The sequence below is a fragment of the Psychrobacter faecalis genome, assembly GCF_016107575.1.
GTDB lineage: Bacteria > Pseudomonadota > Gammaproteobacteria > Pseudomonadales > Moraxellaceae > Psychrobacter > Psychrobacter faecalis.
The window spans coordinates 23664-49161 of sequence record NZ_JABAST010000021.1; the positions used below are offsets into that span (position 1 = coordinate 23664).

The 25498-nt window shown below is 45.2% G+C and carries 23 protein-coding genes; 7 read left to right on the forward strand and 16 right to left on the reverse strand.

What is annotated here, in order from left to right; genetic code table 11:
- Window positions 1-17 precede the first annotated feature (17 nt).
- The 6 genes from JFC07_RS08035 to JFC07_RS08060 all read right to left on the reverse strand — a co-directional run bounded on the left by JFC07_RS08035 (window position 18) and on the right by JFC07_RS08060 (window position 6878).
- A complete protein-coding gene (locus JFC07_RS08035) occupies window positions 18-1775 on the reverse strand; it encodes an AMP-binding protein (protein WP_068405963.1) in 1758 nt (585 codons plus the stop codon).
- 320 nt (window positions 1776-2095) lie between these two features.
- Window positions 2096-3304, reverse strand: coding sequence for an FAD-dependent oxidoreductase (locus JFC07_RS08040; RefSeq protein WP_198328809.1), 1209 nt, complete (start codon window positions 3302-3304; stop codon window positions 2096-2098).
- A 186-nt stretch (window positions 3305-3490) separates the two neighbouring features.
- The gene (locus JFC07_RS08045; RefSeq protein WP_198328823.1) at window positions 3491-4210 is read right to left on the reverse strand and encodes an amino acid ABC transporter ATP-binding protein; all 720 of its coding nucleotides are present in this window, start codon (window positions 4208-4210) and stop codon (window positions 3491-3493) included.
- A 173-nt stretch (window positions 4211-4383) separates the two neighbouring features.
- Complete coding sequence (locus JFC07_RS08050; RefSeq protein WP_198328810.1) at window positions 4384-5055, reverse strand: ABC transporter permease subunit; 672 nt, start codon at window positions 5053-5055, stop codon at window positions 4384-4386.
- Window positions 5052-5798: an amino acid ABC transporter permease gene (locus JFC07_RS08055; protein WP_193031106.1), complete on the reverse strand. Its 747-nt coding sequence runs from the start codon at window positions 5796-5798 to the stop codon at window positions 5052-5054. The genes JFC07_RS08050 and JFC07_RS08055 overlap by 4 nt, the downstream gene beginning before the upstream one ends.
- A gap of 93 nt (window positions 5799-5891) precedes the next feature.
- Window positions 5892-6878, reverse strand: a complete 987-nt coding sequence (locus tag JFC07_RS08060; protein WP_198328811.1) for a glutamate/aspartate ABC transporter substrate-binding protein — start codon at window positions 6876-6878, stop codon at window positions 5892-5894.
- 316 nt (window positions 6879-7194) lie between these two features.
- Between JFC07_RS08060 and hslO the strand changes: the two genes are divergently transcribed.
- Window positions 7195-8172, forward strand: coding sequence for an Hsp33 family molecular chaperone HslO (hslO, locus tag JFC07_RS08065; protein ID WP_198328812.1), 978 nt, complete (start codon window positions 7195-7197; stop codon window positions 8170-8172).
- Window positions 8173-8282: 110 nt separating this feature from the next.
- Here hslO and JFC07_RS08070 read toward each other — a convergent pair whose 3' ends face one another.
- From JFC07_RS08070 to JFC07_RS08115, 10 genes are all read right to left on the reverse strand, one after another.
- Window positions 8283-9752, reverse strand: coding sequence for an esterase/lipase family protein (locus JFC07_RS08070; RefSeq protein WP_068405986.1), 1470 nt, complete (start codon window positions 9750-9752; stop codon window positions 8283-8285).
- Window positions 9753-9982: 230 nt separating this feature from the next.
- Window positions 9983-12184, reverse strand: coding sequence for a PhoX family protein (locus JFC07_RS08075; protein ID WP_198328813.1), 2202 nt, complete (start codon window positions 12182-12184; stop codon window positions 9983-9985).
- Between the two features lie 280 nt (window positions 12185-12464).
- Window positions 12465-13094 carry a fumarylacetoacetate hydrolase family protein gene (locus JFC07_RS08080; RefSeq protein WP_390625432.1) on the reverse strand — a complete coding sequence of 210 codons (630 nt, stop codon included), beginning with the start codon at window positions 13092-13094 and terminating at the stop codon, window positions 12465-12467.
- A gap of 180 nt (window positions 13095-13274) precedes the next feature.
- Window positions 13275-14000: an ABC transporter permease gene (locus JFC07_RS08085; RefSeq protein ID WP_198328815.1), complete on the reverse strand. Its 726-nt coding sequence runs from the start codon at window positions 13998-14000 to the stop codon at window positions 13275-13277.
- A gap of 12 nt (window positions 14001-14012) precedes the next feature.
- A complete protein-coding gene (locus tag JFC07_RS08090) occupies window positions 14013-14759 on the reverse strand; it encodes an ABC transporter permease (RefSeq protein ID WP_068405995.1) in 747 nt (248 codons plus the stop codon).
- A 605-nt stretch (window positions 14760-15364) separates the two neighbouring features.
- Window positions 15365-16327: an ABC transporter substrate-binding protein gene (locus JFC07_RS08095; RefSeq protein ID WP_198328816.1), complete on the reverse strand. Its 963-nt coding sequence runs from the start codon at window positions 16325-16327 to the stop codon at window positions 15365-15367.
- 140 nt (window positions 16328-16467) lie between these two features.
- Complete coding sequence (locus JFC07_RS08100) at window positions 16468-17406, reverse strand: transporter substrate-binding domain-containing protein (RefSeq protein WP_198328817.1); 939 nt, start codon at window positions 17404-17406, stop codon at window positions 16468-16470.
- Between the two features lie 137 nt (window positions 17407-17543).
- Window positions 17544-18341 carry a transporter substrate-binding domain-containing protein gene (locus tag JFC07_RS08105; RefSeq protein WP_376779294.1) on the reverse strand — a complete coding sequence of 266 codons (798 nt, stop codon included), beginning with the start codon at window positions 18339-18341 and terminating at the stop codon, window positions 17544-17546.
- 310 nt (window positions 18342-18651) lie between these two features.
- Window positions 18652-19449, reverse strand: coding sequence for an ABC transporter ATP-binding protein (locus JFC07_RS08110; RefSeq protein WP_198328819.1), 798 nt, complete (start codon window positions 19447-19449; stop codon window positions 18652-18654).
- Between the two features lie 354 nt (window positions 19450-19803).
- Entirely contained in the window at window positions 19804-20118 is a 315-nt protein-coding gene (locus JFC07_RS08115; RefSeq protein ID WP_191691458.1) for a hypothetical protein, read from the reverse strand.
- Window positions 20119-20532: 414 nt separating this feature from the next.
- Between JFC07_RS08115 and JFC07_RS08120 the strand changes: the two genes are divergently transcribed.
- The 6 genes from JFC07_RS08120 (at window position 20533) to JFC07_RS13285 (ending at window position 25400) form a co-directional block, all read left to right on the forward strand.
- Window positions 20533-21834, forward strand: coding sequence for a glutamate-5-semialdehyde dehydrogenase (locus tag JFC07_RS08120; protein ID WP_198328820.1), 1302 nt, complete (start codon window positions 20533-20535; stop codon window positions 21832-21834).
- Between the two features lie 159 nt (window positions 21835-21993).
- A complete protein-coding gene (locus tag JFC07_RS13275) occupies window positions 21994-22767 on the forward strand; it encodes a ribonuclease domain-containing protein (RefSeq protein WP_082894326.1) in 774 nt (257 codons plus the stop codon).
- Window position 22768: 1 nt separating this feature from the next.
- A complete protein-coding gene (locus JFC07_RS08130) occupies window positions 22769-23146 on the forward strand; it encodes a barstar family protein (RefSeq protein ID WP_198328821.1) in 378 nt (125 codons plus the stop codon).
- 84 nt (window positions 23147-23230) lie between these two features.
- Entirely contained in the window at window positions 23231-24502 is a 1272-nt protein-coding gene (gltS, locus tag JFC07_RS08135) for a sodium/glutamate symporter (RefSeq protein ID WP_068406019.1), read from the forward strand.
- 200 nt (window positions 24503-24702) lie between these two features.
- Window positions 24703-25020, forward strand: coding sequence for a ZIP family metal transporter (locus tag JFC07_RS13280; RefSeq protein ID WP_265090562.1), 318 nt, complete (start codon window positions 24703-24705; stop codon window positions 25018-25020).
- Between the two features lie 8 nt (window positions 25021-25028).
- A complete protein-coding gene (locus tag JFC07_RS13285; protein WP_265090563.1) occupies window positions 25029-25400 on the forward strand; it encodes a ZIP family metal transporter in 372 nt (123 codons plus the stop codon).
- Window positions 25401-25498: the final 98 nt, after the last annotated feature.

Genomic DNA, 25498 nt, shown 5'->3' on the forward strand with positions numbered 1-25498 from the left:
CTTGACCGATTTTTTGACTACTCTATTCCTAGCTCCGCCTTCATCTGCTCGATAATTTTATACTTTTGAATTTTACCGGTGATGGTCATCGGATATTCAGTCACAAAGCGATAATAAGTCGGCACTTTATAATGGGCGATATGCTCGCTACAGAATTGGCGCACTTCATCTTCGGTTAAGCAGCCCGGCTCTTTTGATATGATCAAAGCAGCAAGCACTTCTCCATAACGCTTATCTGGGATACCGACAACTTGGACGTCACGAATTTTTGGATGACGATAGAGATAGTTTTCGATCTCAACTGGGTAAATGTTTTCACCGCCGCGAATGACCATATCTTTACTACGACCAACGATTTTGACATAGCCGTCCTCATCCATCGTCGCCAAATCACCGGTATGCATCCAGCCATCTTGTATCGCTTCACGGGTTTTAAAGCGGCTGCCCCAATAGCCTTTCATCACCGAATAACCACGCGTTAGCAGCTCGCCGGTTTCTCCTAAAGGTACAATTTCGCCCGTTTCGGTATCGACGACTTTGACTTCAAGCGCAGGCTGCACAAGCCCGACCGTTGATACTTGTTTCTCTAATGGCGTATGCTCATTGGTCTGGCAAGAAACCGGACTGGTCTCCGTCATGCCATAAGCAATGGTCACCTCTTTCATATGCATCTTATCAATGACGCGGCGCATGACCTCAATCGGGCAGCTAGAGCCGGCCATAATGCCAGTCCGCAAGGTCGACAAATCAAATTTATCAAATTCAGGATGGTCAAGCTCAGCGATAAACATCGTCGGTACGCCATGCAAAGCCGTACATTTCTCTTCTTCAACCGCTTGCAAGACGCTTAAAGGCTCAAAACCATCATTCGGATAAATAATACAACCGCCATGCGTTAATATCGCTAAGTTCCCAAGCACCATACCAAAACAATGATATAGCGGCACAGGAATACACAGTCTATCTTCCTCAGTGAGATTCATGGCCTCACCGATAAAGTAGCCATTATTTAAAATATTACGGTGGCTTAAAGTCGCACCTTTTGGCGTGCCAGTCGTACCGCTGGTAAATTGCACATTAATCGCGTCGGTGTTTTTAAGCTGGGCTTGACGCTCGGCGACGCGTGGATCATTGGCATCGCCTTCCGCCATCCATGCCGAAAACTTCTGCATAAAGTTAAACTCTTCATCAGAGTCTGGCTCATCAATCCAAATGATGCGCTCAATGGTTGGAATCTCAACCAAATCCAATTGGGTATAATCTTTATGATAAATCTCAGGACATAGCTCACGAATCAGCTGCGCATAATCACTGCTTTTAAAATGGCGCATCAACACCAAGGCTGAGCAGCCAAGTTTATTTAACGCATATTGCAGCTCAAAGGTACGGTAGGCAGGGTTGATGTTAACGAGGATAACGCCGACTTTTGCGGTCGCTAATTGCATGAGCAGCCATTCGGCATTGTTGTGCGACCAGATACCGATACGATCGCCAATCTCAAGCCCCATTTCAATCATGCTGCTGGCTAATTGATTGACCTGCTGTTGCAGCTCACGATATGTCCAGCGGATATTTTGATGACGGACGACCAGCGCTTCACGCTCAGGATATTTGGAGACAATAGCATCAAAAAAATCGCCGATGGTCGCTTCAATCAGCGGTACATCGGGGCCTTTATCATAGCTTTGAGTAAGCGGCGCATTTGCCGAGCGCGCACCCATATTTACGGTGGGAATATTATTTAGAATGCTATCGAAGTCAGAAACTTGAGTCATAACGAGTCCTTTCGTTTTACTTTTTACAGCACGCCTGAATGGTGCTAATTTTTCGCTTGCTCCTATTCTTTTTTCCTTGAACAGGTCTTAACAAGCATGAGCTACTATACCGCCTTAAATCGAAGGCTGTCAATCATAGTAATACATTATGTATCATTTAAATTAATTAATAAAAAGTATTACCCAGTAAAAGATAGCATAAAATCACGCGATTATTATAGGTAAAAAAGCCAGTTATGTATTTGCTACACAGCTGGCTTTTGAAGAATTAAGATTAAAAATTAAAGCTAAAAGTTAAATCTGCAATGGTTAAGCATTGATTAAGATTTTACCATTGGCGGTGCTTTAATCGTTACCGTCGCGCTGACGGCATCGTTATCATCGAGCAAGTCCATAACCAGCTCGTCATCCGTTTCAGTAGTCACTTGCCAATTACCAGCAGCCTGCGGCACGCCAGTTACCATCACCGAAATGGCTTTATTTTTTAAGCGAATCATCGGCGGCTTATGATCGTAACCGCTGTGCTCGTGACCCAAAATATCATCAGCAATCGTCGCTGCCTGCGCACGTAACGGCGCTACATAACGACAGGCAACGCCGTTGATCGACATACAATCGCCAATCGCATACACATTGGACGCATGCGTACGTAACGTGGTGGCATCGACCACGATACCAGTGCGGCGATTGAACTCAACCCCAGCAGCAGTTGGTAATTTATCATCGACCGTCAAGCCCGTACTGGCAATCACATGGTCAACGACTAATGGCTCTGGCTGCTGCGCCGCATCGCTGTCGGTAGCGGCAACTGGCGCATAGCTGACTTGCAATGTACCATCATCATGACGCGTAACATTGGATACTTGATAACCGCCTAAAAAATGAATCCCTTGTGACTGTACTGCCTTGGCAATACGTGCGGTCGCTTGTGGTGGTAGCATTTGCGAGAGCGGCGCGTTATTTAAATCAATCAACGTCACTTCATGACCCGCTTTTAATAAATCCTCGGCAATCTCCGTCCCGACCATACCAGCGCCAACGATGGCAACACGTTGACTGCCCGCTGCGAGCTTTTCTTGCAGCTGTCCAAAACGCTCGATATGGTTGACATGCCAAACCAAATCTTCAGGCAGACTTTTTGGAAAAATAGGATGGGCGCCCATCGCCAGCACCAGTTTGTCATAGCTAATAGTGGCGTAATTGGTATACACAGGGTCCGAGCGCAGTGCTGAGATAAGTTGTACCGTTTGGCTAGCAGGGTCGATGTCGGTCACTTGCGTATTGGCAAGCAAATTGATATTTGCCGCCTTTGCCGCATCGCTACCGGTCGCTCGTACCAAGTCCGCGGCGTTTTTTTGCTGACTAATTGCCATCGTTAGCATGGGTTTATGATAACGGTCGCCATTATCAGCCGTGATTAAGGTAATGGGAATGTCTTTATCTTTTGCGCGAATGGCATCGACAACGTGCCAACCTGCTAAGCCTGCGCCAATAATAACAATACCTGCCGATTGATTTTCTACACTCATAATGACTCCGAAACACTATTTATTATTTGTTATGAATTTGGAATAGGATTAAAAACTGATGGCGCCTATTGTAGCAGCAAACAGGGAACACTTGTAAGCTGAGAGTAATGAACAAAAAGTAAAAGACATAAAAAAGCGCCTTTATTAAAGACGCTTTGATAGATACTTAAAACACCGTACTGAATTTCAATGATTAAGAATTTTTGATAAGAACAGCTGCGCGCGCTCGCTTTTTGCACCTTCAAAAAACTCATCCTTACTACAGTTTTCGACGATATGGCCTTCATCCATAAAAATAATCCGATTGGCCACCTGACTGGCAAAGCCCATTTCATGGGTCACGCACATCATGGTCATGCCATCGCGGGTCAGCTCGACCATCACATCGAGCACTTCTTGAATCATCTCTGGGTCAAGCGCAGAAGTTGGCTCGTCAAATAGCATCGCAACCGGATCCATCGCCAAAGCACGCGCAATCGCTACCCGCTGCTGCTGTCCGCCTGATAGCTCGGCGGGGTATTTTGGCGCTTGGGCACTTAAGCCAACGCGGTCGAGATAGGCCATGCCTTTTTTCTTAGCCTCGTCTTCTTTACGGCCCAGCACTTTGATTTGCGCGACTGTTAAGTTATCGATAATGGTCAGATGCGGAAACAGCTCAAAATGCTGAAATACCATGCCGACGCTACTACGCAGTTTAGGTAAATTGGTTTTTGCCGCGCCAACTGAGATACCATTGACCATGATCTCGCCCTTTTGAAATGGCTCAAGCCCATTAACGGTTTTAATAAGCGTCGATTTGCCACTGCCCGATGGCCCACAAACGACAACGACATCGCCTTTATGCACATGCGCGGTACAGTTAGTTAATACCTGAAAATCACCGTACCATTTGCTAACGTCAGTCATTTTGATGACTATCTCAGCGCTCGCATGACCATTGTCGGTGACCAGTCCACCAAATTCATTTATATAGGTGTCAGCATTGTTTATCCCTGACTCATTCATCGCTGGCTCCTAACCACTTTTTCCATCATTATTAAATGAAAATCTTAATAGTAAAATACTGCGCCAAATTTAAATTAAAACCTTAAGCGTTTCTGCAATTGCTGTACGCCGATAGAGGCACTTAAGCTGATAATAAAATAAACAGCACCAGCACCTAAAATGTAAGGCGTCAGTAAGCCCATCAGCTCACCCCGAACGTAAGCGGCGCGGAAAAAATCCGTCAACCCAATAGCAAAAACCAGCGTCGTATCTTGGAATAAAATAATACATTGCTGCAAAATCAGCGGTAGCATTTTGCGAAAGGCTTGCGGCAAAATCACCAAACGCATGGTTTGCCCATAGGTCATGCCAAGTGCCTTTGCGGCATTCACTTGCCCGCTACCGATAGATTGGATACCTGCACGCACCACCTCTGAGAAGTACGCCGCTTCAAACATCATAAAAGCGACCACGCACGAGGTAAACGCGGTATCGAGCTGTAAATATTTACCGGCTATCCAAAAATACATCATCGGAACGGCAAAATAAAACCATAGCAATACCAATAGCAACGGCACAGAACGAAAATAATTGACGTATAATTTAGCAGGAATTTCTAGCGCTTTGATGCCGGACAAGCGCATCAACGCCAATAACGTGCCTAAGCTAATACCGCCTAATATAGCGAGAAACAGCACCTTTAAAGTGGTCAGCATACCGCCCATCAAGCCTGGGTACGCTGTTGCAAGTTCGGTCATCATATTCATTTTTGACTCCCTGCAATCAGCCCAGGTACTCGTAATTTACGCTCAATCAATCCCATAATGGCAATTAACGACAGATTAAAAACCAGATAAATAATGGTCGCATAAGTGTAAATCTCGAGGCTGTTTTGGGTATATTCACTGATGGTTTTGGTTTGGCTAATCAGCTCCATCACCCCGACCAGCGACGCTACCGACGCGTTTTTAAAGCAGTTGGTCAGCTCCGAGCTTAGCGGTGGCAAAATAACACGAAATGCCTGCGGCAGTAGCACTTCTTTATAAGCTTGCGGAATCGTAAAGCCGAGCGCGTAAGCGGCATTGATTTGCCCTTCAGGTAAAGACTCAATACCGGTACGCACCTGCTCAACGATACGCGCGGCGGTAAATAATCCTAAGCCAATACTGGCGGACAGCATGGCTGAGGTATTAGGCGATAGGTCTTTATACCACCACTCTTGTAGCGCAGGCGTCAGCCAACCGGGGGCGATATAAAACCAAAAGAATAATTGTACAAGAAGAGGAATATTACGAAAAAAAGTCACATAAGCGGTACCAATACTACGCGCCGCTTTATTTGGCAAGGTGCGCATGATGCCCAAAATAGTACCAATCACCATGGCAATCGCCCAAGCGATACTGCCAATCAATAGCAGCCAGCCAAGACCGGTCACCATCCAATGCAGGTAAAGCTCATTACCGATACCGGTTTGCTCAAAGAGCACACCCCAGTTCCAGCTATAATTCATGATTGTCACTCCAAGCCATGAGTAAAAAGCCAACGCCCCAGACTGATAAACAACAGTCTGGGCGCGTCAGCAAGCTATGTTGAGGGACAAAAATTACTGAGCGGTTGCTTCTTTTGGCTGTGCTCTATCGTGTGGATTGGCAATCAAAGCTTTTAGATTGTCTGACATCTCAAAGTTTAGATTGACGTTTTTTGGCGGAATGGGGTTGGTAAACCACTTATCATAAATGCTATTAATTTCGCCTGACTTAAAGACATTGGCAAGCGCTTCATCGACCACGGCTTTAAATTCAGGATCGTCTTTACGCATCATACAACCATAAATCTCAAACGATTGCGGCGTACCAACAATCACCCATTCATCTGGATTTTTGGCTTTGGCTTTTTCACCGGCAAGTAGTACATCATCCATCATAAAGGCATCGGCACGGCCGTTTTCTAGCATAAGGAAAGCTTCGCCATGGTCTTTTGCCGAGATGACATTGATGTCCATTTTATTTTTATCATTGTATTCACGGATATAACGCTCTGAGGTCGTACCGGCAGTCGTGACCAAAGTTTTGCCTTTTAGGTCTTCAAAATCTTGAATACCTGAGTCTTTTTTGGTCAATAAACGCGTGCCAATTTCAAAGAAACCGTTTGAGAAGGCCACTTGTTTTTGGCGCTCTTCGTTATTGGTGGTTGAACCACATTCAAAATCGACCGTGCCGTTTTGCACCAGCGGAATACGCGTTTGCGAAGTAATCAAGTTATAACGAATTTTTAAATCCGGCATATTAAGCTTTTCTTTTACCGCATCGACCACTTTCATTTCTAAATCGTGCGCATAGCCAATCGGCTGATTTGGGTCATCAGCGATGTAAGAAAAGGGAATAGAAGAGTCTCGGTGACCGACCACGATAGTGCCCGATTCTTTGATTTTTTGTAGCGTACCGTTGGTATTTTCTGCCGCTTCTGTCGTTGTCGCTGTGCCATCTGCTGGCGGCGCTTCGGTGTTGGTTTGATTACTATTATTACAGCCTGCTAGGCCAAATGCCATAAAGGCAGCCAACGTTAGCGGTTTTGAGATTAAGTAGGTCATGAGATACATCCTTTTATCACATTTATACAAACTAGGAGGGACTTTGACGGTATTTGCGCCATTATTTGACTTTATATAAGCCCTTAATTGACATTTCCGTCATGCATCCATGCTGTTGCTTTAGGTTATCACTATGCAACTTAATGTTACTGTACAACAATTTGCGCGATGCGGGTAAACTTTTTTTGATGCGACTGATATTTTACAGATTTCGTTTAACAAACATTTAAATTACGCCCATAACCAAGCCGCTATGATTGATAAATAATCATTAATCCCCATAAAGCTAACAACTTCTTAATACTAGTTATGACCTATGACCCAAGATACTCAAGTCCCAAATATTGATCAACAAGCGAGCAGCCACCGCGATAATGACGTACGCCAACGCTTTTTTATCGAAGACTCACCGGTGCGCGGCGATGTGGTGCGCCTATCGCGCAGCTATGCGACGACCATTGCCCAAAAAGCTTATCCTGAAGCCGTTAAGCGCTTATTAGGCGAGATGCTGACGGCTGCTAGCTTGCTGATCAGTACCGTTAAAATTAATGGTCGCTTATCAATTCAATTGCAATCATCAGATAGCGACAGCTTGCTCAATTGGGCGATGGCAGAATGCGACCAAGACGGTATCATTCGCGCCCTTGCCAGCTGGAAAAGCGACACCGACGAGCAAGTGCAAGCATGGGAAAATATGATCCATGCAAAAGACGCCTTTGCTGAGCTCGGCGCTGCCGGTCAAGGCGTACTATTTATCAACATCCAGCCTGATGGCGGCGAGCCGTATCAAGGTATCGTTGAGCGTAGCCATGACAACTTGGCTGATTGCTTAGCGCATTATCAAAAACAATCGGCGCAGATTCCAACGCTGATTAATCTGGCATCCGATGGTTTGCAAGCCGGTGGTATCTTGGTGCAAATGCTACCTCGTACCGCAGCCGAGACCTATGAAGTCGAGCAAAACCAAGACGCAGGGATCGATGATGACTTGTGGACGCGCTTAAGTGTGCTCACGCGTACGCTAAAAGCAGAAGAGCTGACCACGCTTGATGCCAATGAAATCCTGTACCGTTTGTATAATGAAGAAAAAGTTGTTGCCCCTGAGCCTGTAGCGTTATCGTTTGGCTGCACCTGCTCACGCGAGAAATGTAAGATGGCAATTGAGCAAATCGGTGAAACCGAAGCGTTAGATATCGTGGACGAACAAGGCGGTACGTTTGAGATGGACTGCGGATTTTGCGGTGAGGTCTACAAATTTGATAAAGACGATGTAGCGGCTATTTTCGCTGAATAGCTTCTTATCTGTTTTCTACCGTCCCTAAAATTTAAAACCCTCAAGTGTCATGCTTGAGGGTTTTTCGTTTTTATAATTTTATTGATAATAACATTCATAGTGTTAACACCTTAAATCTCGACCTCGTAATCTATCGGATAAGAATAGATACGGCTATCAAGCCCATATTTGGCGTCATGCGCGTCGCCTAATCTATTGGCTGATAACCAAGAAATCACTTGTGCAAGCACCCGATCGTTATAAGTTAAATTCATATGATTGACGCCATAAAATATCGCCTTATGACCCTCAGGTACGCTCAATGTGTGCTCTTCAGTATATTCGCCAAGCGCCGACTCTACTGACACCAGCCCATCACCCAATAAGCTGGTGGTTTTATTTTCATAATGGGTTTCAATCAACGCCGCTGCGACCAGATAAGTATTGACGTGCAGCGGTAGGCGCGTCGGATGACGAAACTCTGCCGGTAGCACGCTGCGCTCCTCTAAAGATTTCCAATCGGCATCGCGAATACTGCCATAACGCAAATCGATAATACCAGCGCTACGTAAGTCGCCCAGTTTCGCCAATGACCCAGCAAAAGGCAGCTTAGCGATTTTATATTGCACAAAATTGCCAATCTGCTCCAAACTTGCGCCATGATGCGGTGTACCTAAAGTCACCAAATTACCCACACGCTCAACCCAGCTGAATCCCTGCTCTTTACCATAAAACAGTGCGCTACGGCTCAGCAGGCCGCCCATACTATGGCCGATTAAATCAAGCTGGGTAATGTCTGGATTGCTTTCGACCAAATCTTGCAAGACTTTAGCAAAGCTACGCCCATTACTGGAGATACGCCGACCGGTATTATAGTTCAAATATAAAACTGTACTGTCTGGCAACTTGTGGGTCAGCATAGCACCGAGATTATTTTCGCCCGCAACTTGCCAGCTTAAATGACTCAAACAAAGCCCATGACACAAAACAATTACTCGCCCCGATAGTGCGCCACTTTGCACATAATTGTCTTTATCGTATAGCATCATCGACACGGCCAACGGATTGTCATGGGTGACAAGGTGGTCGCCCATCACGCCATTTAGGATATTGACCATACGCCGTAAGTTTAAAGGCAGTGGTTGTATTTTTTTGGGTTTTAAAACCGTGTTATACAAACGTAGCCCTATGGCAATATTGTTGCCGACCAATTGCATCGCTTGACGCACCGTACCATAAATGCGCCCGGTGATACCGCGCTGCCAGTGCTCAAGATTACCATTATTAAACCGCCCCAAAGGACGCAGCAAAATCTCACGGTGGATAGCTTCGACAATATCCGTTACTTCCACGACACCCATAGTAGCAAGCTGCGCCAAGCCTTCAAAAAAATCCACCAAAGAGATTGGTTGATGCGGTTTTATCACACTGTTATCGACATTTTTGGCGATCAGCTCATCGACATAAATATAGTCAAGTTCTGCTAGCGCTTCATAGACATCGTCTTGAAAGTCTGCTTTTGCGCTCAATTCACCATCAGAGGGACGCCGAGTGGTCGCAAATAAATCGTGTATGGTTTCTATAGGTCTTGGATTGGGCATAGTGTTGCTACAGCAAGCGATTAAGGGTAATTGCCATACTAGCCTGTAAATGCCATAAACAGAAGAAAATGATTTAACTATCAGGTATTTTTATGGTTAAAAAAACAGGGAACTATAAAATATCGAAACTTACCCATTAGTAGCTATCGCCTACAACACAAAAATCCTAAAGCCATGACTTAGGATTTTTATGTTTGTTCAGACGTATCATTACTAATGCAAATAGTTAACTAGACAAAGGATTCTGCCAGTATGACGTCACCATCTTCGCGTGTAATCATAACTGTCGCTGAGCGCGGGGTACTACCGCCAGCCACTGCGCCCCACGTATTACCCGGATGCTGAATATTAATAAACAAGGTTTTAAAGTCTGGCGTCATCGTGATACCTGTGACTTCACAGCCCTCCGGACCGACAAAAAATCGTTTGATGTTATCATTGCTGGCAGGCATACCGACTCGGGTTTGTTGCCCTGCTGACGTGGTTTGAATGGCGCCATCGCTTACATTACCCGGTAGCGCTGCCAGTAACATACAGCTGCTGGTATCGGTATAAGCGCCGTCGTCTGTTTGAATCCATAGAACGCCGCGTGGATCGAAGTATAAGCCATCGGGAGAAGAAAAATCATTACTGTCATTTAATTGCGATAAATTTTCTGCTGCTAAATCATTCGGTGCAGCAAATAAATAAATGTCCCATTCAAAACTGGTTGCCGCATGATCACCGCCCGCTTCTGCCCAGCGAATGATATGACCATTGTCATTACCACGCGCTTTACCGCCAGTATTATAGCTGCGCGGATTGGACGCTGACACTGGCTGATCATCTCGTACGCCACGATATTTATTATTGGTCAAGGTCACATACACCTCACCCGTTATCGGGCTGACCGATACCCATTCTGGTCGATCCATTTTGGTGGCACCGACTGCATCTGCTGCTGCGCGAGCAAAGACCAATACCTCATCTTGTCCATGAAAAGGCAACTCGCTGTTCAAAGCATCCAGTCCATTTTGACCATGAATTAACGCTTTCCATTCACCGCGACCATTTTCATTAAAGATAGCAACATAGAGCATGCCCTCATTCAAATACTTGTCACCCGCTTTTAATCCACCACCGATATCAGCATTTGACCATGTGGCTTTAGAGACGAATTTATAAATATATTCGCCGCGAGCATCATCGCCCATATAAAACACCACCGGTTTGCCTTGTTCAACGGGAGCATAAGCACAGTTTTCATGAGCAAAACGTCCCAGCGCCGTGCGCTTTTTAGGCATGGAATTTTGATCAAAAGGATCAATTTCGGTGATATAACCAAAGGTATTAAAACCATTTCGATAATCGTCAGTAGCGCTAGCACTAGTAGCAGTCATATCCCAGCGTGAAAACTCGTCTACGATCTTGGCATCTTTGGCATCAGGGGTGTGCCAAAGATATTCAAAGCCAGAGAAATTCTCCGTTGCGCCATAGCGCTCGCGACCATAATTTTGTCCTGCGCTCAGCTGACTGGCATCTTGCCCACGGGCAAACACCCCTAAAAAATTCTCTTCGGTGGTCAGATAGGTGCCCCATGGCGATAAGCCTGCGCCGCAATTGTTATTGATACCGCGAGTTTGAAAGCCTGTTGGGTCAAACTTGGTCTTGACCAAATCAGAGCCCGCAACAGGACCTGCTAATTGCGTGGTTGTACTGCTGGTGATACGGCGATTGTATTTTGAATTGGAGACCATCTCGTAGCCCATGCCATCGGCGCGGCGTTTCATCTCGACCACCGCTACCCCATGACAATTGACCTCACGACGTACGTCGCTTGCAAGTCGACGATTTTGGAAGATTGGCGCAGCATTTTTATCTTGGATCACATGGTAACCAAATGGGCTCAGCTCGCTGCTATTGACGTATTCATGATTCATGACCAGTAGTCCATTCTCTGATGCTTTGGCATCATAGGCAGTGCCCTTTTTGCCAAAGAACCACATGCCATCATGGTTATCACCCATACGCCATTCGAATGATTCAGCTGACTGCTCGCGATTGTCTTTCCAATCATCAATGCCAGATATCAGCGGCGTGCCTAGAGGCAGTATCATCTCAGCCTTATAGCCTGCCGCCACGCTCATGGTTTCGGCAGTCGAATGCGCCACTGCGGTAAACTTCAAAGTTTCGGGACGCTTGAGATCACCTTGTGCAGGGATAGCAGCATCATTGCCATTATTTTTGGTAGGAATACTATCGTTATCGTCGCTACAGCCAACTAAAGGTAGCGCTCCAAAAAACGCCGCCGCTGTCAATCCTGTGCCACCTTTTAGGATACTACGCCGATTTAAACGGCGACTAATAATGGTTTGAAAATCAATATTGTTGCTCGGATTAGAATCTTCAACGACTTCATGGGCAAGCGGTTGTTTGTTATTCAATAATGTCATTATCAGTCACCTTGCTGTTAGGCTTGATTGGCATGAGAGAGTTGATTGCAGTCTTGTAATTGCAATCACCAAAATACGAATTATGCCTAATTCTACTGAGTGTTTATGACAGTACGTTGAAAACCAAATGCCGATTTGATAGTTATTTAATGATAAGCTTAGGATAAATGACTATCACCACTGATAAACCAAAAAAATCCCAAGCGTTCACTTGGGATTTTTTGATAGCGTTAAGCATTAATGCCTTTACAGATTAATAGGTGATAGCTGCGATAAAAACTTATTTAACCTCTGTCTGCCACTTATGAGCGCCTAGTTTTAAAGTCAACACATCGCCCGCATGTAAAGCGCCAACGCCGCTTGGCGTCCCGGTCATAATGACGTCGCCCGCTTGCAAACTAAAAGCGTGACTGATATTGACCAATAACTCGTGAACAGGAAATAACATTAAGGCGCTATCGCCGTCTTGCTTGAGTTCGTTATTAATATCTAGCTGATAATGCACGTTTTTGAAGTCACCAAACGCTTGCGGATCAAGCCAATCGCCAAGCACACAAGCACCATCAAAGCACTTAGCGCGCTCCCACGGATGACCTTGGGTTTTAAGCTCTGTTTGTAGCTCACGCAAAGTCAAATCTAGCCCCAAGGCCACACCGCCGATGGCTTGTTTCGCCTCTGCAAGCGTGGCTTTTGATAAGTCTGTTGCCAGCTGAATACAAAGCTCAGCTTCATAGTGGGTTTCGCCAAAGATGGCAGGGTTTGGTCGCTCAATGCCCTGACGGATAGATACCACCGAAGAGGAAGGTTTCATAAATAGCATCGGCGCACTAGGCACTTCATTGCCCAACTCCTCTGCATGCGCCGCATAGTTGCGCCCGACACAGACCACTTTACCGATAGAGGTACGCAGACGTTCGCTGTTCTCAATGCTGGTATCACTATTGGTATCAGTGGTGCCAGCAGTATCTTTCACATTACCAATAATAGCGTTGGCGATGGACATATGGGGCGATGAGCTCATACAGTTTCCTTACGGCATGTTTTTGACATTTATGAACACTATAGCTTTTTTATTTTGCTGTGCCTACTTTTAAGGAATGGTATTGGTAACCACGTCTGGCGGCACATAGCTGGCGTGACGATTCATACGTTTTTCAAACAATCTAAAGCTAAATAAAATCACCCACGATAGCAGCAGATAAACGACACCGGCCGCAAAGAACAATTCCATCAAGGTATAAGTACGCGCACTAATCGTACGAGCAACGCCCGTGATATCCATCAACGCAATGGTGGATGCCAGCGCACTTCCCTTTAGCATAAAGATAACTTCATTACTGTAAGCAGGAATCACAATACCAAAAGCGCGCGGTAAGGTAATACGCGTCAGCTTCTGCCATTTTGACATGCCAATGGCATCGGCGGCTTCAAGCTCGCCCACAGGAATATTTTGAATCGCACCGCGAATAATCTCTGCCAAATAGGCGCTGGTATTAAGGGTAAAGGCGATGATGGCACACCAGTAAGCTTGGCTTAAAACTGGCTCCCATAAAAACGAGTTACGTACCGCTTCGAACTGCCCAAGCCCGTAATAAATCAAGAATATCTGTACCAGTAGCGGCGTGCCACGGAAAAAGAAAATATATAAAAATGGTAATACTTGCACCAGCCAATTTTTGGACAAGCGCAATAATGCCAAAATCAAACCGAAAAATAGCCCGATAATACCCGAGAACACCACCAACTGTACGGTCAATACTGCACCGCCAAGTAAATCAGGGATATGCTCAAAGATAACCTGCCAATTCCAATCCATAGTATCTCTCCTCTATCCTATGGTCGATTGACTTTGAGTGGTTTGATGGTGGGTTTGACGGCTGAGCTTTTTAGCATAACGCGCCGCCGGATTGGCGCGCCACTCAAGCCACATCATAAAACCGGTAATCAACATGGTCAGACCCAAATAAATAATCGCCGCGGCCATATAAAAGGTAAACGGCTGCTGTGTCGACTGTGCCGCGCGCGACGATTGATACATGATATCTTTGAGACCGACGACCGACACCAAAGCGGTATCTTTGAGCAATACCAGAAACAAATTGCCGAGACCTGGCAGCGCAATCTGCCAAACTTGCGGCAAGGTAATACGATAAAAAGTCTGAAAAGGTCGCATGCCAATCGCTTGCGCCGCTTCTCTTTGCCCTACCGGAATCTCTTGAATGGACATACGAAAAATTTCGGTCGCGTAAGCACCAAATGCAATCGATAACGCCATCACCCCGCCCCAAAACGCGCTAATCTCGATATAATCGTTATAGCCGAACTTTTTGAGGATACTCATGAGCAATATCGAGCCGCCGTAATAAATAAACAGCACCAATAACAGCTCAGGGATGCCGCGCATCGTGGCAGTATAGACCGTCGCAAGCTTACGTAGCAGCCAGACATTGGACATCTTGGCCGTCGCGCCAAGTAGGCCTAACGCCATACCGATGACCAAACTGGTCAGCGCCAGCTTTATAGTGACGGTAGCGCCGCTTAGTAATAGCGCGCCAAATCCTTGTAAATCAAACACAATTATCCACTCAGTCTCTTTATATTAGCAAGTTGCAAAATATGAGTTAAAAGAATCAGCATCAATAGCTGAGCGCTGCGAATAGTCGTATGACAAACCGCATAGATGGCGGTTTTTTTGCGTCATAGAGTGACGTCAGATACATACGATTACGGCGGCGGAAATTGACACAGTAGAAATGAGCGCTGATTTTATCATATTCGCTGCCAGCTATGTTAATACTCACGTATAAAAGCGCTGCCTAAATAGACACTTATCAAGATAAATAGCCTATAAATCAGTAGTATCTGATAAAAGTTGACCCTTCATAATGCATAAAATTGTGGTGATTCTTTGAGTAAGGAATCATGATAATCATTTTTAAACAAAATCGATAGGATAACAACCAGATGCGAGTGAGATAAATTTTTCTCGCTTGCTGTGCGCTTTGCACTCCAGAGGCTTCGAAAAATTTATCCCCCTCGCCCTGTATCGGTTGTAAAGTAAAACCTATTATTAAAGCAAAAAAGACATCACCCTGATGGTAATGTCTTTTTGCTTTTATGATGTCACGTTTACCGCTAAATAGGGAAAACTGTGATTAATATAGCGATAACAATAAGCATTTATTGCCCTGCGCTCTCTTCTACTGCTGTTTCGGGTGCTACCGACTCAGTAGTTGTCGACTTTGCTGGTACGGCAAAATATTTTTGATTGATTTTATCGTACGTGCCATTGGACTTTAGATTGGCCAAAGATTTATTGATTTTGGCTTGCAAGGCTTCGTCGTTAGGACGTACAGCAATTGCAAAATTATCATTAATATCTATCTCATCGCCTTTGATGGCATAATTGCTGCCTGACGGTGAGCCAAGCCATTCAAGTGCGGGCAATTTGTCCGATATCATGGCATCAACGCGACCAGAACCCAAATCCAAAAAGGCATTACTCAAGGTATCATAAAGCTTCATATCAGCTTTTGGATAGGCATTTTCTAACCACTGCGAAGAGATGGTCGAGCGCTGGGCGGCAATAGAATGGGCATTGATATCGCTGCTATTGGCAGGATCAAAGTTGCTGTCTTTTTTGGCTAAAAATACCAAGGCATTGCTAAAGTACGGGTCGGTAAAAGCCACTTGCTTTGCACGCTCGGGCGTGACCGACATTGCCGCGACGATGGCATCATATTTACCCGCTTTAAGCCCAGGAATAATACCATCCCAATCTTGCGCTATGATTTCACAAGTCATCTGCAAATCGTCACAAATAGCATTGGCGATTTCAACATCGAAGCCGCCAAGCGTGCCGTCAGCATTGGTATAGTTAAAGGGTGCATAAGCGCCTTCGGTGCCGATACGTAGTACATTATCATCGTCGCTCGCCGCGCTATTATTATCAGCCGCTTCTGACGTTTTAGTCGTATCCGAGCTAGCAGTTTCATTAGTCTCGTTTTGACCGTTGCTACAGCCCGCTAAAGCCAATAGCGCTGCTAAGGCTAGCATCGGCTTCGTTTTTAACAAGTGCTTACTGTCGGATGAGGTAACAGAGGACGTACTAGACATAGGGGCTAAAAGAATATGGTTGCTCATAATCATCCTTGATGTTGTTACTTGTTTTTGTTTAAAATTATTACGGAACAAACTTTTATAAATGGCATAAAGCACGCTTTAATTAAAACGTGCTTTATTAAAATCAGCGCTTATCTAATAGATTATGAGAGACAACTCTATTAATTAGTCGCTGTTTCTACTTGCTCTTCTTTGGCAATCACTGCATTGGCATCGACATTACCATCATCAACGACCACCACTTCTTTGACACCATCAGTCGCTACTGCTTTTTGCGCCGCCGCTGTTGAGCTGGTACCAAAATAACTGCCGGTGATTTGATCGTAAGTGCCGTTTTCTTTTAGTTCAGCCAGTGCTTTATTAAATTTAGCAACCAATGGGTCGCCTTTACGGAAGGCAATACCCATCGCGTCATCGCTGGTGCTGATTTCTTGACCTTTGACTTCGTAGTCTTTACCGGCGTCGGTTTTTAGCCAGTCAATACCAGTGACTTTATCAGACATCATAGCGCGCACGCGACCTGAGGTTAGGTCTAGATAAGCGTTGTCTTGAGTGTCATAAAGCTTGATATCAGAGTCGGCATGTTTTTCTTGTAGATATTGTGACGCAACCGTCGAGCGCTGTGAGGCAACTGGCTGACCTTTTAGGCCATCGACGGTAATATCATCGCCTTTTTTACCAATGAGGATAATGCCAGTATGAAAGTACGGGTCGCTGAATTCTACGACTTCTTTACGCTCAGGAGTGATTGACATACCAGCGATGGCCGCATCAAATTTCTGCGCATTTAGCCCTGGAATGAGGCCGTCCCAATCTTGCGAGATAACTTCACATTCAGCTTTCATTTGCGCACATAAGGCGTCTACCAGCTCAATCTCGTAGCCGATTAATTTGCCATCGGCGTCGGTATAGCTAAAAGGCTTATAGCTCGATTCTGTAGCGATTTTTATATGTAAAGGGGCGTCGCTTGTAGCAGCGGCGTCCGTATTTTCTGTAGGCGTTGAGCTATTGTTACAAGCAGCAAGCATCAGCATCGCTGCACTAAGCGGCGCAAGCCATAGCGCTTTTTTGCTCATTGATGAGGTCATTGAAGTGATCATAGAGGTTATTCCTTAATATATTTACCAGCCGTTATTCATCCGCAATGGTTCAGAAATTGGTTAATCGGCGCTTATTGAAACCGTCTGTTGACTAATAGCTATCAGTTAAAGACTTTTCTCAAAGCACATCAAGCAAATTACTGACCGAAGTTTTCTTGCTCAAGACGGGCAAGCTCACCGTTGCTACGGATTTCGCTCAGCGCTTTATTGAAGTCGTCTTTGATTGAGTCACCTTTACGGACAGCAATGGCAATATTATCGTCGTTATCAATCTCATCACCCACGATACCGAAACCTTCTGGATTGTCCGCTAACCATGATTTGGCAGAGACTTTTTCGGCAAGTACCGCATCGCTACGACCAGATTTTAGGTCTAAGTAGGCATTGTCATAATTATCATAAAGCTTGACGGTGTTGCCGTCTTTGCCTTCATAATTGTCTTGTAAATACGCGCCAGGCGTCGTTGAGCGCTGACCACCAAGCGTTAGATTTTTAATGGATTTGGGGTCAAAGCCACTTTTGGTATCGGTAAGCCAAACCATGGTATTGGCAAAGTACGGCTCGCTAAAATCAACCTTTTCTTGGCGCTCTTCAGTGATTGACATACCAGCGATGACGGCGTCGTATTTTTGCGCCAATAGACCTGGAATGATACCGTCCCAATCTTGAGCAACGATTTCACATTTGGCTTGCATTTGCGCACATAAGGCATTGGCGACGTCGATATCGAATCCTGCCAAGCTGCCATCGGCATTGGTATAGTTAAAAGGAGGGTATGCGCCCTCGGTGGCGATACGAATGGTCTTGCCAGCCGTTTCTGTAGCAGAGGCATCAGCGCTGCTATCAGTGGCGTCATTAGCAGACTGACTACAAGCGCCAAGCATAAGCGCAGCGGTGACGGTCATCGATGACCACAAGAGGCGAGAATTCGACATCATACATTCCTTAAATTCTGATGAGGTTTTTGATATAGGGTTCTGATATTTTGTTCTCTGGCGTCCCTGCCAGATAAGCAAGTCAATGAACATAAAGACATAGACAGGCGCCATTTGCGACTGCCTATAAACCTTTTGATAATACCTGACTCAAATATCAAAAACAAACGTTTTGCATACCAACTGTGATTATTCGGTAATAAATAGGCTAAGAAAATTTAGGCCAAGAAGATTACTAAGGGCAACTTTTGCATCGTAAGCGTTTTAGGTTTTTTCGACATTCAACCAATAACCTGTCAAACACTCGCTTCTAGTTTTGACGATGCGATGCCATAAAGTCTTTAACGCGCTCAGATTTTGGATGGTCGAAAACTTGCTCAGGTGTACCAATCTCTTCGATGATACCTTGATGCAAGAACACCACTTTGCTTGATACCTCACGGGCAAAACGCATCTCGTGCGTAACAATCAGCATGGTACGTCCTTCTGCGGCAAGCTCACGCATGACCGCGAGCACTTCATTGACCAGCTCAGGGTCAAGGGCCGAGGTTGGCTCATCGAATAATAACACCTGCGGCTGCATGGCAAGGGCGCGTGCTATCGCCACACGCTGACGTTGACCGCCCGATAAATTCGCCGGATAAGCGTCTTTTTTATCGAGCAGACCCACTTTATCGAGCAGTTTTTCTGCATCGCTAATCGCTTGGTCTTTTTTGATTTTTAAGACCTGCGTTGGTCCTTCGATGATATTTTGCAAAATGGTCTTGTGTGGCCACAAGTTAAAGTTTTGAAACACAAAGCCGACGCGCGCACGTAAGCTCTCTAGCTGCTTGATATCTGCCGCTTGCAATTCGCCTGATTTGGCAGGTTTTAGCATCAGCTCATCATTGCCGATGATGATACGCCCCTGATTGGGTTTTTCAAGCAAGTTAATACAGCGCAGCAAGGTTGACTTACCGGAGCCAGACGAGCCTAAAATAGAGATAACGTCGCCATCATAAGCAGTGAGAGACACCCCTTTTAGCACCGCCAACGAGCCGTAGCTTTTATGGACGTCTTGTAAATCTAAGGCGATAGGCCGAGTCGGATTCTTTGCAGTATCAAGCATGGTTTAGCAGACTTCCAATAAATATGAGTGAAAACATGAATAAAAAAATGCGCCATTGTCGCCTATAATGCGATAAAAAGGCAAACCCTGCCCCTTCAGTTATTAAAGGTCATTAAAGATCATTAGAGTTTGACAGAATAATTCATTGCCTATAAAGAAATACTCAAAACAGCGCTCGGCTTAGATAATTCTAACTAAGTAGCGCGGTATTCTTTTTAAACAGAATCAACGACAAAATAAGGCCCATAACGCATAGTCAGTTATGGGCCTTATTTTATCATCTTAACGCCGCTAGCGCTGTTTTATCTGCTAAATAGTCAGTCGACGCTTGCAAGCGGCATTTAACAAACTTAACTAGTAAGTCGAAATGTGCTCTTCGCTTTCAGTTCCATCAAGGACTTCTGCATCATCAGCAGTTGCTACTGCGACATCATCATTCTCGCTAACGGCCATACCATCATTAGCATCGGCACTTGCAACGGCGACATCATCCGTGCTGTTTGCTGTTGCCACGCCGGTAGCGTTATTTTCTACTGGCGTCTGCGCGTCAGCGGTTGGTTCAACGTCCATTGGCGCTTCGTCTTTTTTGCCGCAGGCGCTGACACTTAGTGCTGCTGCTACCAAGCCTACCGTGAGCCAGTTTTTATAGGTTTTATTTTTAATAGCCATTTTTTTCTCCATCATGAGTCTTTAATTTATTAATCTTTATAAAATCCATCACTTTATTGCATCAGCCAATTGCTATGTCTTTCATTGATAACGTATGAGATAGCGTATGAATTGACCGTCTTAGCGCCCACTATACTCACGATTGACCACGACTACCTTAGCAGTTGCAGCGCAGTTCTGTTAAAAATACGTAACAGACAGCATACTTTTTTATCTCCCATTACTTATAGACGCTATAAAAAGTTAAAAACCTTAAAATCGAACATAAGAAAACTCCACAGTACTTGCTAAACGGTCGTTGTTCACAAAATCGACTTTACTATCGTCCTCATCTCCTCTATGTTAAATGGCAGAGCGCCATTAGAGCGCTAAACGATATTTTTTAGATTATTGATGATAAAAGGACGTTAATTTATGACGCAATCGAATACCACAGATGTAACCGCCTATATGCAGACGGTCGGTAAGCAAGCGCGCGCGGCATCACGAGCGTTAGCTGCGGCCAATACTGGCGATAAGAATTCGGCGCTGATGGCAATCTATGATGCGTTAAAAAGCGCCAAAGCTGATATTTTAGCGGCCAATAAAATCGATATGGATAACGGGCAAAAAAACGACTTGGACGCTGCCTTACTCGATCGCCTAGAGCTAAATGACGCGCGCTTCGATGGTATGCTGCAAGGGTTAAAAGACGTGGCGGCATTACCTGACCCTATCGGTGAAGTGACCGACATGACTTATCAGCCATCAGGGATTCATTTGGGCAAAATGCGTGTGCCACTCGGGGTAGTCGGGATGATTTATGAGTCGCGTCCCAACGTCACCTTGGAAGCGGCTTCGCTGGCGCTAAAGTCTGGTAATGCTATTATCTTGCGCGGTGGTTCTGAAGCCTTTGAGTCCAATCAAGCGCTTGCCAAATGTATCTTACAGGGTTTAAAAAAGGTCGGTCTATCTGAGCATAGCGTACAAGTGTTAGAAACCACTGACCGCGCTGCTGTTGGCGAGCTGATTACCATGACAGACTATGTCGATGTTATCGTACCACGCGGCGGTAAAGGTTTGATTGAACGTATCAGCCGCGATGCCCGCGTCCCTGTGATTAAGCACCTAGATGGTAATTGTCATACCTTTATCGATAGCGATGCCGATGCAGACACGGCGATTAAAGTCAGCGTCAATGCCAAAACTCACCGCTACGGTACCTGTAATACCATGGAGACGCTGTTGGTCGATGAAAATGTCGCCGATGAGTTATTGCCAAAGATTGCAGAAGCCATCGTAACAGCCGATGACGCCATGCAACTGCGCCTCGATGAGAAGTCACAGGCGATTTTAAATGACAATGCTACCCTGCAAGGTCATTTATCGGCAGCGACTAGCGAGGACTGGGATACCGAATATCTTGCACCTATCTTGGCAGTTAAGGTGGTAGCGGGTATCGACGAAGCGATTGAACATATCAACACTCACGGCAGCCACCATACCGACGTCATCATTACCGACAATTACACTAAGTCGCAGCGCTTTATCCGAGAAGTCGATTCGGCAAGCGTGATGATTAACGCCTCGAGCCGTTTTGCCGATGGTTTTGAGTACGGACTTGGAGCAGAAATCGGTATCTCAACCGATAAAATCCATGCCCGTGGACCGGTTGGGCTTGAGGGCTTAACCTCGCAAAAATGGATTGTTTACGGTCACGGCGAAACGCGCGCCTAGGGCATCATTGCTGCACTATAATTTATTGCCCAATTCGAGTATAATCTTAAATAACGTCAGCTTAATTGCTGGCGTTTTTTTATTATTGATAAATATGCTATATATGGCATATAAAAATTATTTTGCTGAATAAAAACCACGCTATAGGAAGCCGTGCCCATGCAAAGTGGCAAAATTAAACACTGGAATGCTGACAAAGGCGATGGCTTTATTGATGTAGACAATCAAGATGAAGATGTCTTCTTTCATATCAGCAGCGTGCGCTTATCGCGGCCGATAAGCGAGGGCCAGCTTGTTTATTTTAACAGTCAGCGTAATGACAAAAACCAATTACGCGCAACCGAAGTCACCTCTAACGAATTAAGTATTTTAGAAACGGCAGACGCAAAAGCACCGCTAGCAAATGCAACCAAACAACATGCAAAAAATACGCATACAAATAACCTTAGCTATCATCGAAAAAACCAGTCAAAAAATAACCAAAGCAGACAACATAAAAAAACTGGCTTATCTACTCTATTAAGTTTTATCACCCTTATTGCCGTGGCGGTTTTTTTCTTTGGTGATTTGACGTCTAGTTTTTTTGCAGACAGCACGCCAGCAACGTCTATAACGCAGACAGCGCCTAAGACCTCTAGCCCTGATACAGCAGCCACAGCAGCTATCACGGGTGACGCGCAAATTGACCAAACACTGGCGCTGATTCAGCAAGGCGGCCCGTTTCCTTACCCTGATAAAGATGGCACCACCTTTTATAATCGCGAAGGCAAATTGCCTGCCCAGTCGCAAGGCTATTATCGCGAATATACCGTGCCGACGCCGGGCGTTTCGCATCGCGGCGCACGGCGTATTGTCACCGGCGGTCATCCGCCAACCGTCTATTATTTGACCGTCGACCATTACGACAGCTTTCAGCAATTGCAGGTGAGATGATATGAACCAAGCGATTTACTATATTAAAAAAAATGACGTTAACCAAAACGCCATTGCTCAAAAAGACGAAGCGTTTATTAATGCCATTCCGAAGCATGCGATTAACATTCCAATTGGCGATGTTTTGAATAAAGAAACGCTGCTAAATAGCTTAGCGACAGCCGCCAATTTTCCCAGCTATTTTGCCCATAATTGGGACAGCGCTTGGGACTGTTTGACCGATAGTGATATCACAGACTTCACGCTTTACCTAAATGTGGTAGAAAGAATCAACAGCGAGGACTTTAATGTCTTTAAGCGCTTGATAGAGGACGCCTATAAAGATTTTGGCAAACCGCAATTATGGATTATTGAGGCTTCAGATGATGCCTACGCATAGCAAAACGAGCAGAACCTAAATTCGAGATAAAGCCAGTTTTATCTCGAATTTAGGTGAATTCATATTTACAGAAAGGATGAACTTATGGAAGTAACATTAAACGGATATTACACCCTGATTTTTGCCACATTGGTGCTATTATTAGGACGCTTTTTGGTTAAAAAAATCAAGTTTTTGGAAGACTTTAATATCCCAGAACCCGTGGCTGGTGGCTTGATTGCTGCTGTAATTGTTTATGCCCTTAATTTGATTTGGGGTTATAGCTTTAACTTCCACCAAGGACTACAAACAGCAACCATGCTGATGTTCTTTGCCTCTATCGGACTTAGCGCCGACTTTGGACGGCTGAAAGCAGGTGGTACGCCTTTATTAATTTTCACCATCGTCGTCTCGGTCTTTATTATTTTACAAGACGTGGTTGGGGTGGCAATGGCCAGCGTACTAGGTCTTGACCCGCTGCTTGGCTTAGTGACTGGCTCTATCGCGCTAACAGGCGGCCATGGTACCGCAGGCGCGTGGGGCGTTGTATTAGAAGAACAATACAATGTCGTTGGTGCCACCACTCTTGGTATTGCCGTTGCTACCTATGGTTTGGTTGCAGGTGGTCTGGTTGGTGGTCCTGTTGCACGCCGATTGATCAATAAAATGGGTCTTAAACCAACCCCTGTCAATCCCAATCAAAGCGACGTTGAAAAGCTTGCTGGTAAGCAGTCGTTATATAGTACCAAGCATAGCGAAGATGGCGATCATCGCCATGAAGAGATGTTTGAAAAACCTGATAATATCCGTCTGATTACCGCCTCTTCAACGATTGAGTCATTGGCTTTGTTTGCAGGAGCGTTGGCGTTTGCAGATATTATGACACTGGTTGCAGCAGATACCGCGTTTGAGTTGCCTACCTTCGTTTGGGCATTAGCAGGTGGCGTAATTATCCGTAATGCTTTAACCATGGTGTTCAATTTTGATATGTTCGACCGTGCTATCGATGTGATTGGTAATGCGTCATTAAGTCTATTCTTAGCCATGGCGCTGCTATCGCTAAAACTATGGGAGTTGACAGATTTGGCAGGCCCTGTATTGATTATCTTAGTCGTGCAGACTTTAGTCATGATTGGTTATGCTTATTTTGTTACCTTTAGAATCATGGGTAAAGACTATGATGCCGCGGTTTTGGCAGCTGGACACTCTGGGTTTGGTATGGGCGCCACGCCGACGGCGATTGCCAATATGCAGGCAGTGACCGATCGCTACCTGCCATCACCGAAAGCGTTTTTGATTGTACCGATGGTTGGTGCGTTCTTTGTCGATATCGTTAACGCGACTATCTTGCAGATATTTACCAAGTTACCGTTTTGATAAAGAAGATATAAATTAGAAATTTTGATTAAATGAATTTAGATAAACCCCGATTATAAAAATATAGTCGGGTTCTTTTTGAGTATTTTATATGAGCAACATGGCCCGTTAACAGCGTCTAACACAACAATTACGCAATTTATAATGACACCACAACCATTAGCCGTTATCAATAAACTATAAAAATATTGAGGCCTATTATGTTAATGTTTGCAGTGATTCTTGTGGTATCAGGCGCTCTGATTATTGGAGCGCTTTGGGGGCTTTACGGCCGCTTACCTAGCTGGCTTGAAGGTAATTTACTGGCGCTCGCTGGCGGCGCGCTGATGATATCGGTCGTCATCGAACTGATACAGCCAGCGGTGACTGACAGCGGCGTTTGGGTGACAGCGGCCTTTGCCATGCTGGGCGCAGTGGTATTTGCGAGTGTCGATTATCTACTCGATGAAAAGCTCAATGCCGATGGCGGCTCAGGACTACTGGCAGCCATCACCCTCGATGGCGTACCAGAAAACTAGCGCTGGGTGTGGCATTAATTAGTGGCAACGTCATGCAAGTGGCGGCGCTAGCGGGCTCCATTCTGTTATCCAACTTACCAGAGGCAGCAGGCGGTGCCAAAGAAATGCGCCGCAACGGTGCCAGCAATAAAAAAGTGCTCATGCTTTGGATTGGGGCTGCAATTTTATTATCGCTGGCGGCTATCCTAGGCAAGGTGCTGCTAAAAAATGTCGATGATGCCATCATTAGTGCCATCAACTGTTTTGCAGCAGGAGCGGTTATTGCTTCTTTAGCGACCGAGGTCTTCCCTACTGCCTTTAAACGCAGCAACCATTGGGCAGGTATTAGTACCACCGTTGGCCTCATCTTAGCACTGGCACTAAATCAGCTTGGCGGTTAAAAGATAGGTTAAATATTTGGTGGTGTTCTAAAAAGTATGCTGGCATCAGACATAGCCATAATTGACATAGAAGAATACCAAATCAAACACCTTAAAGT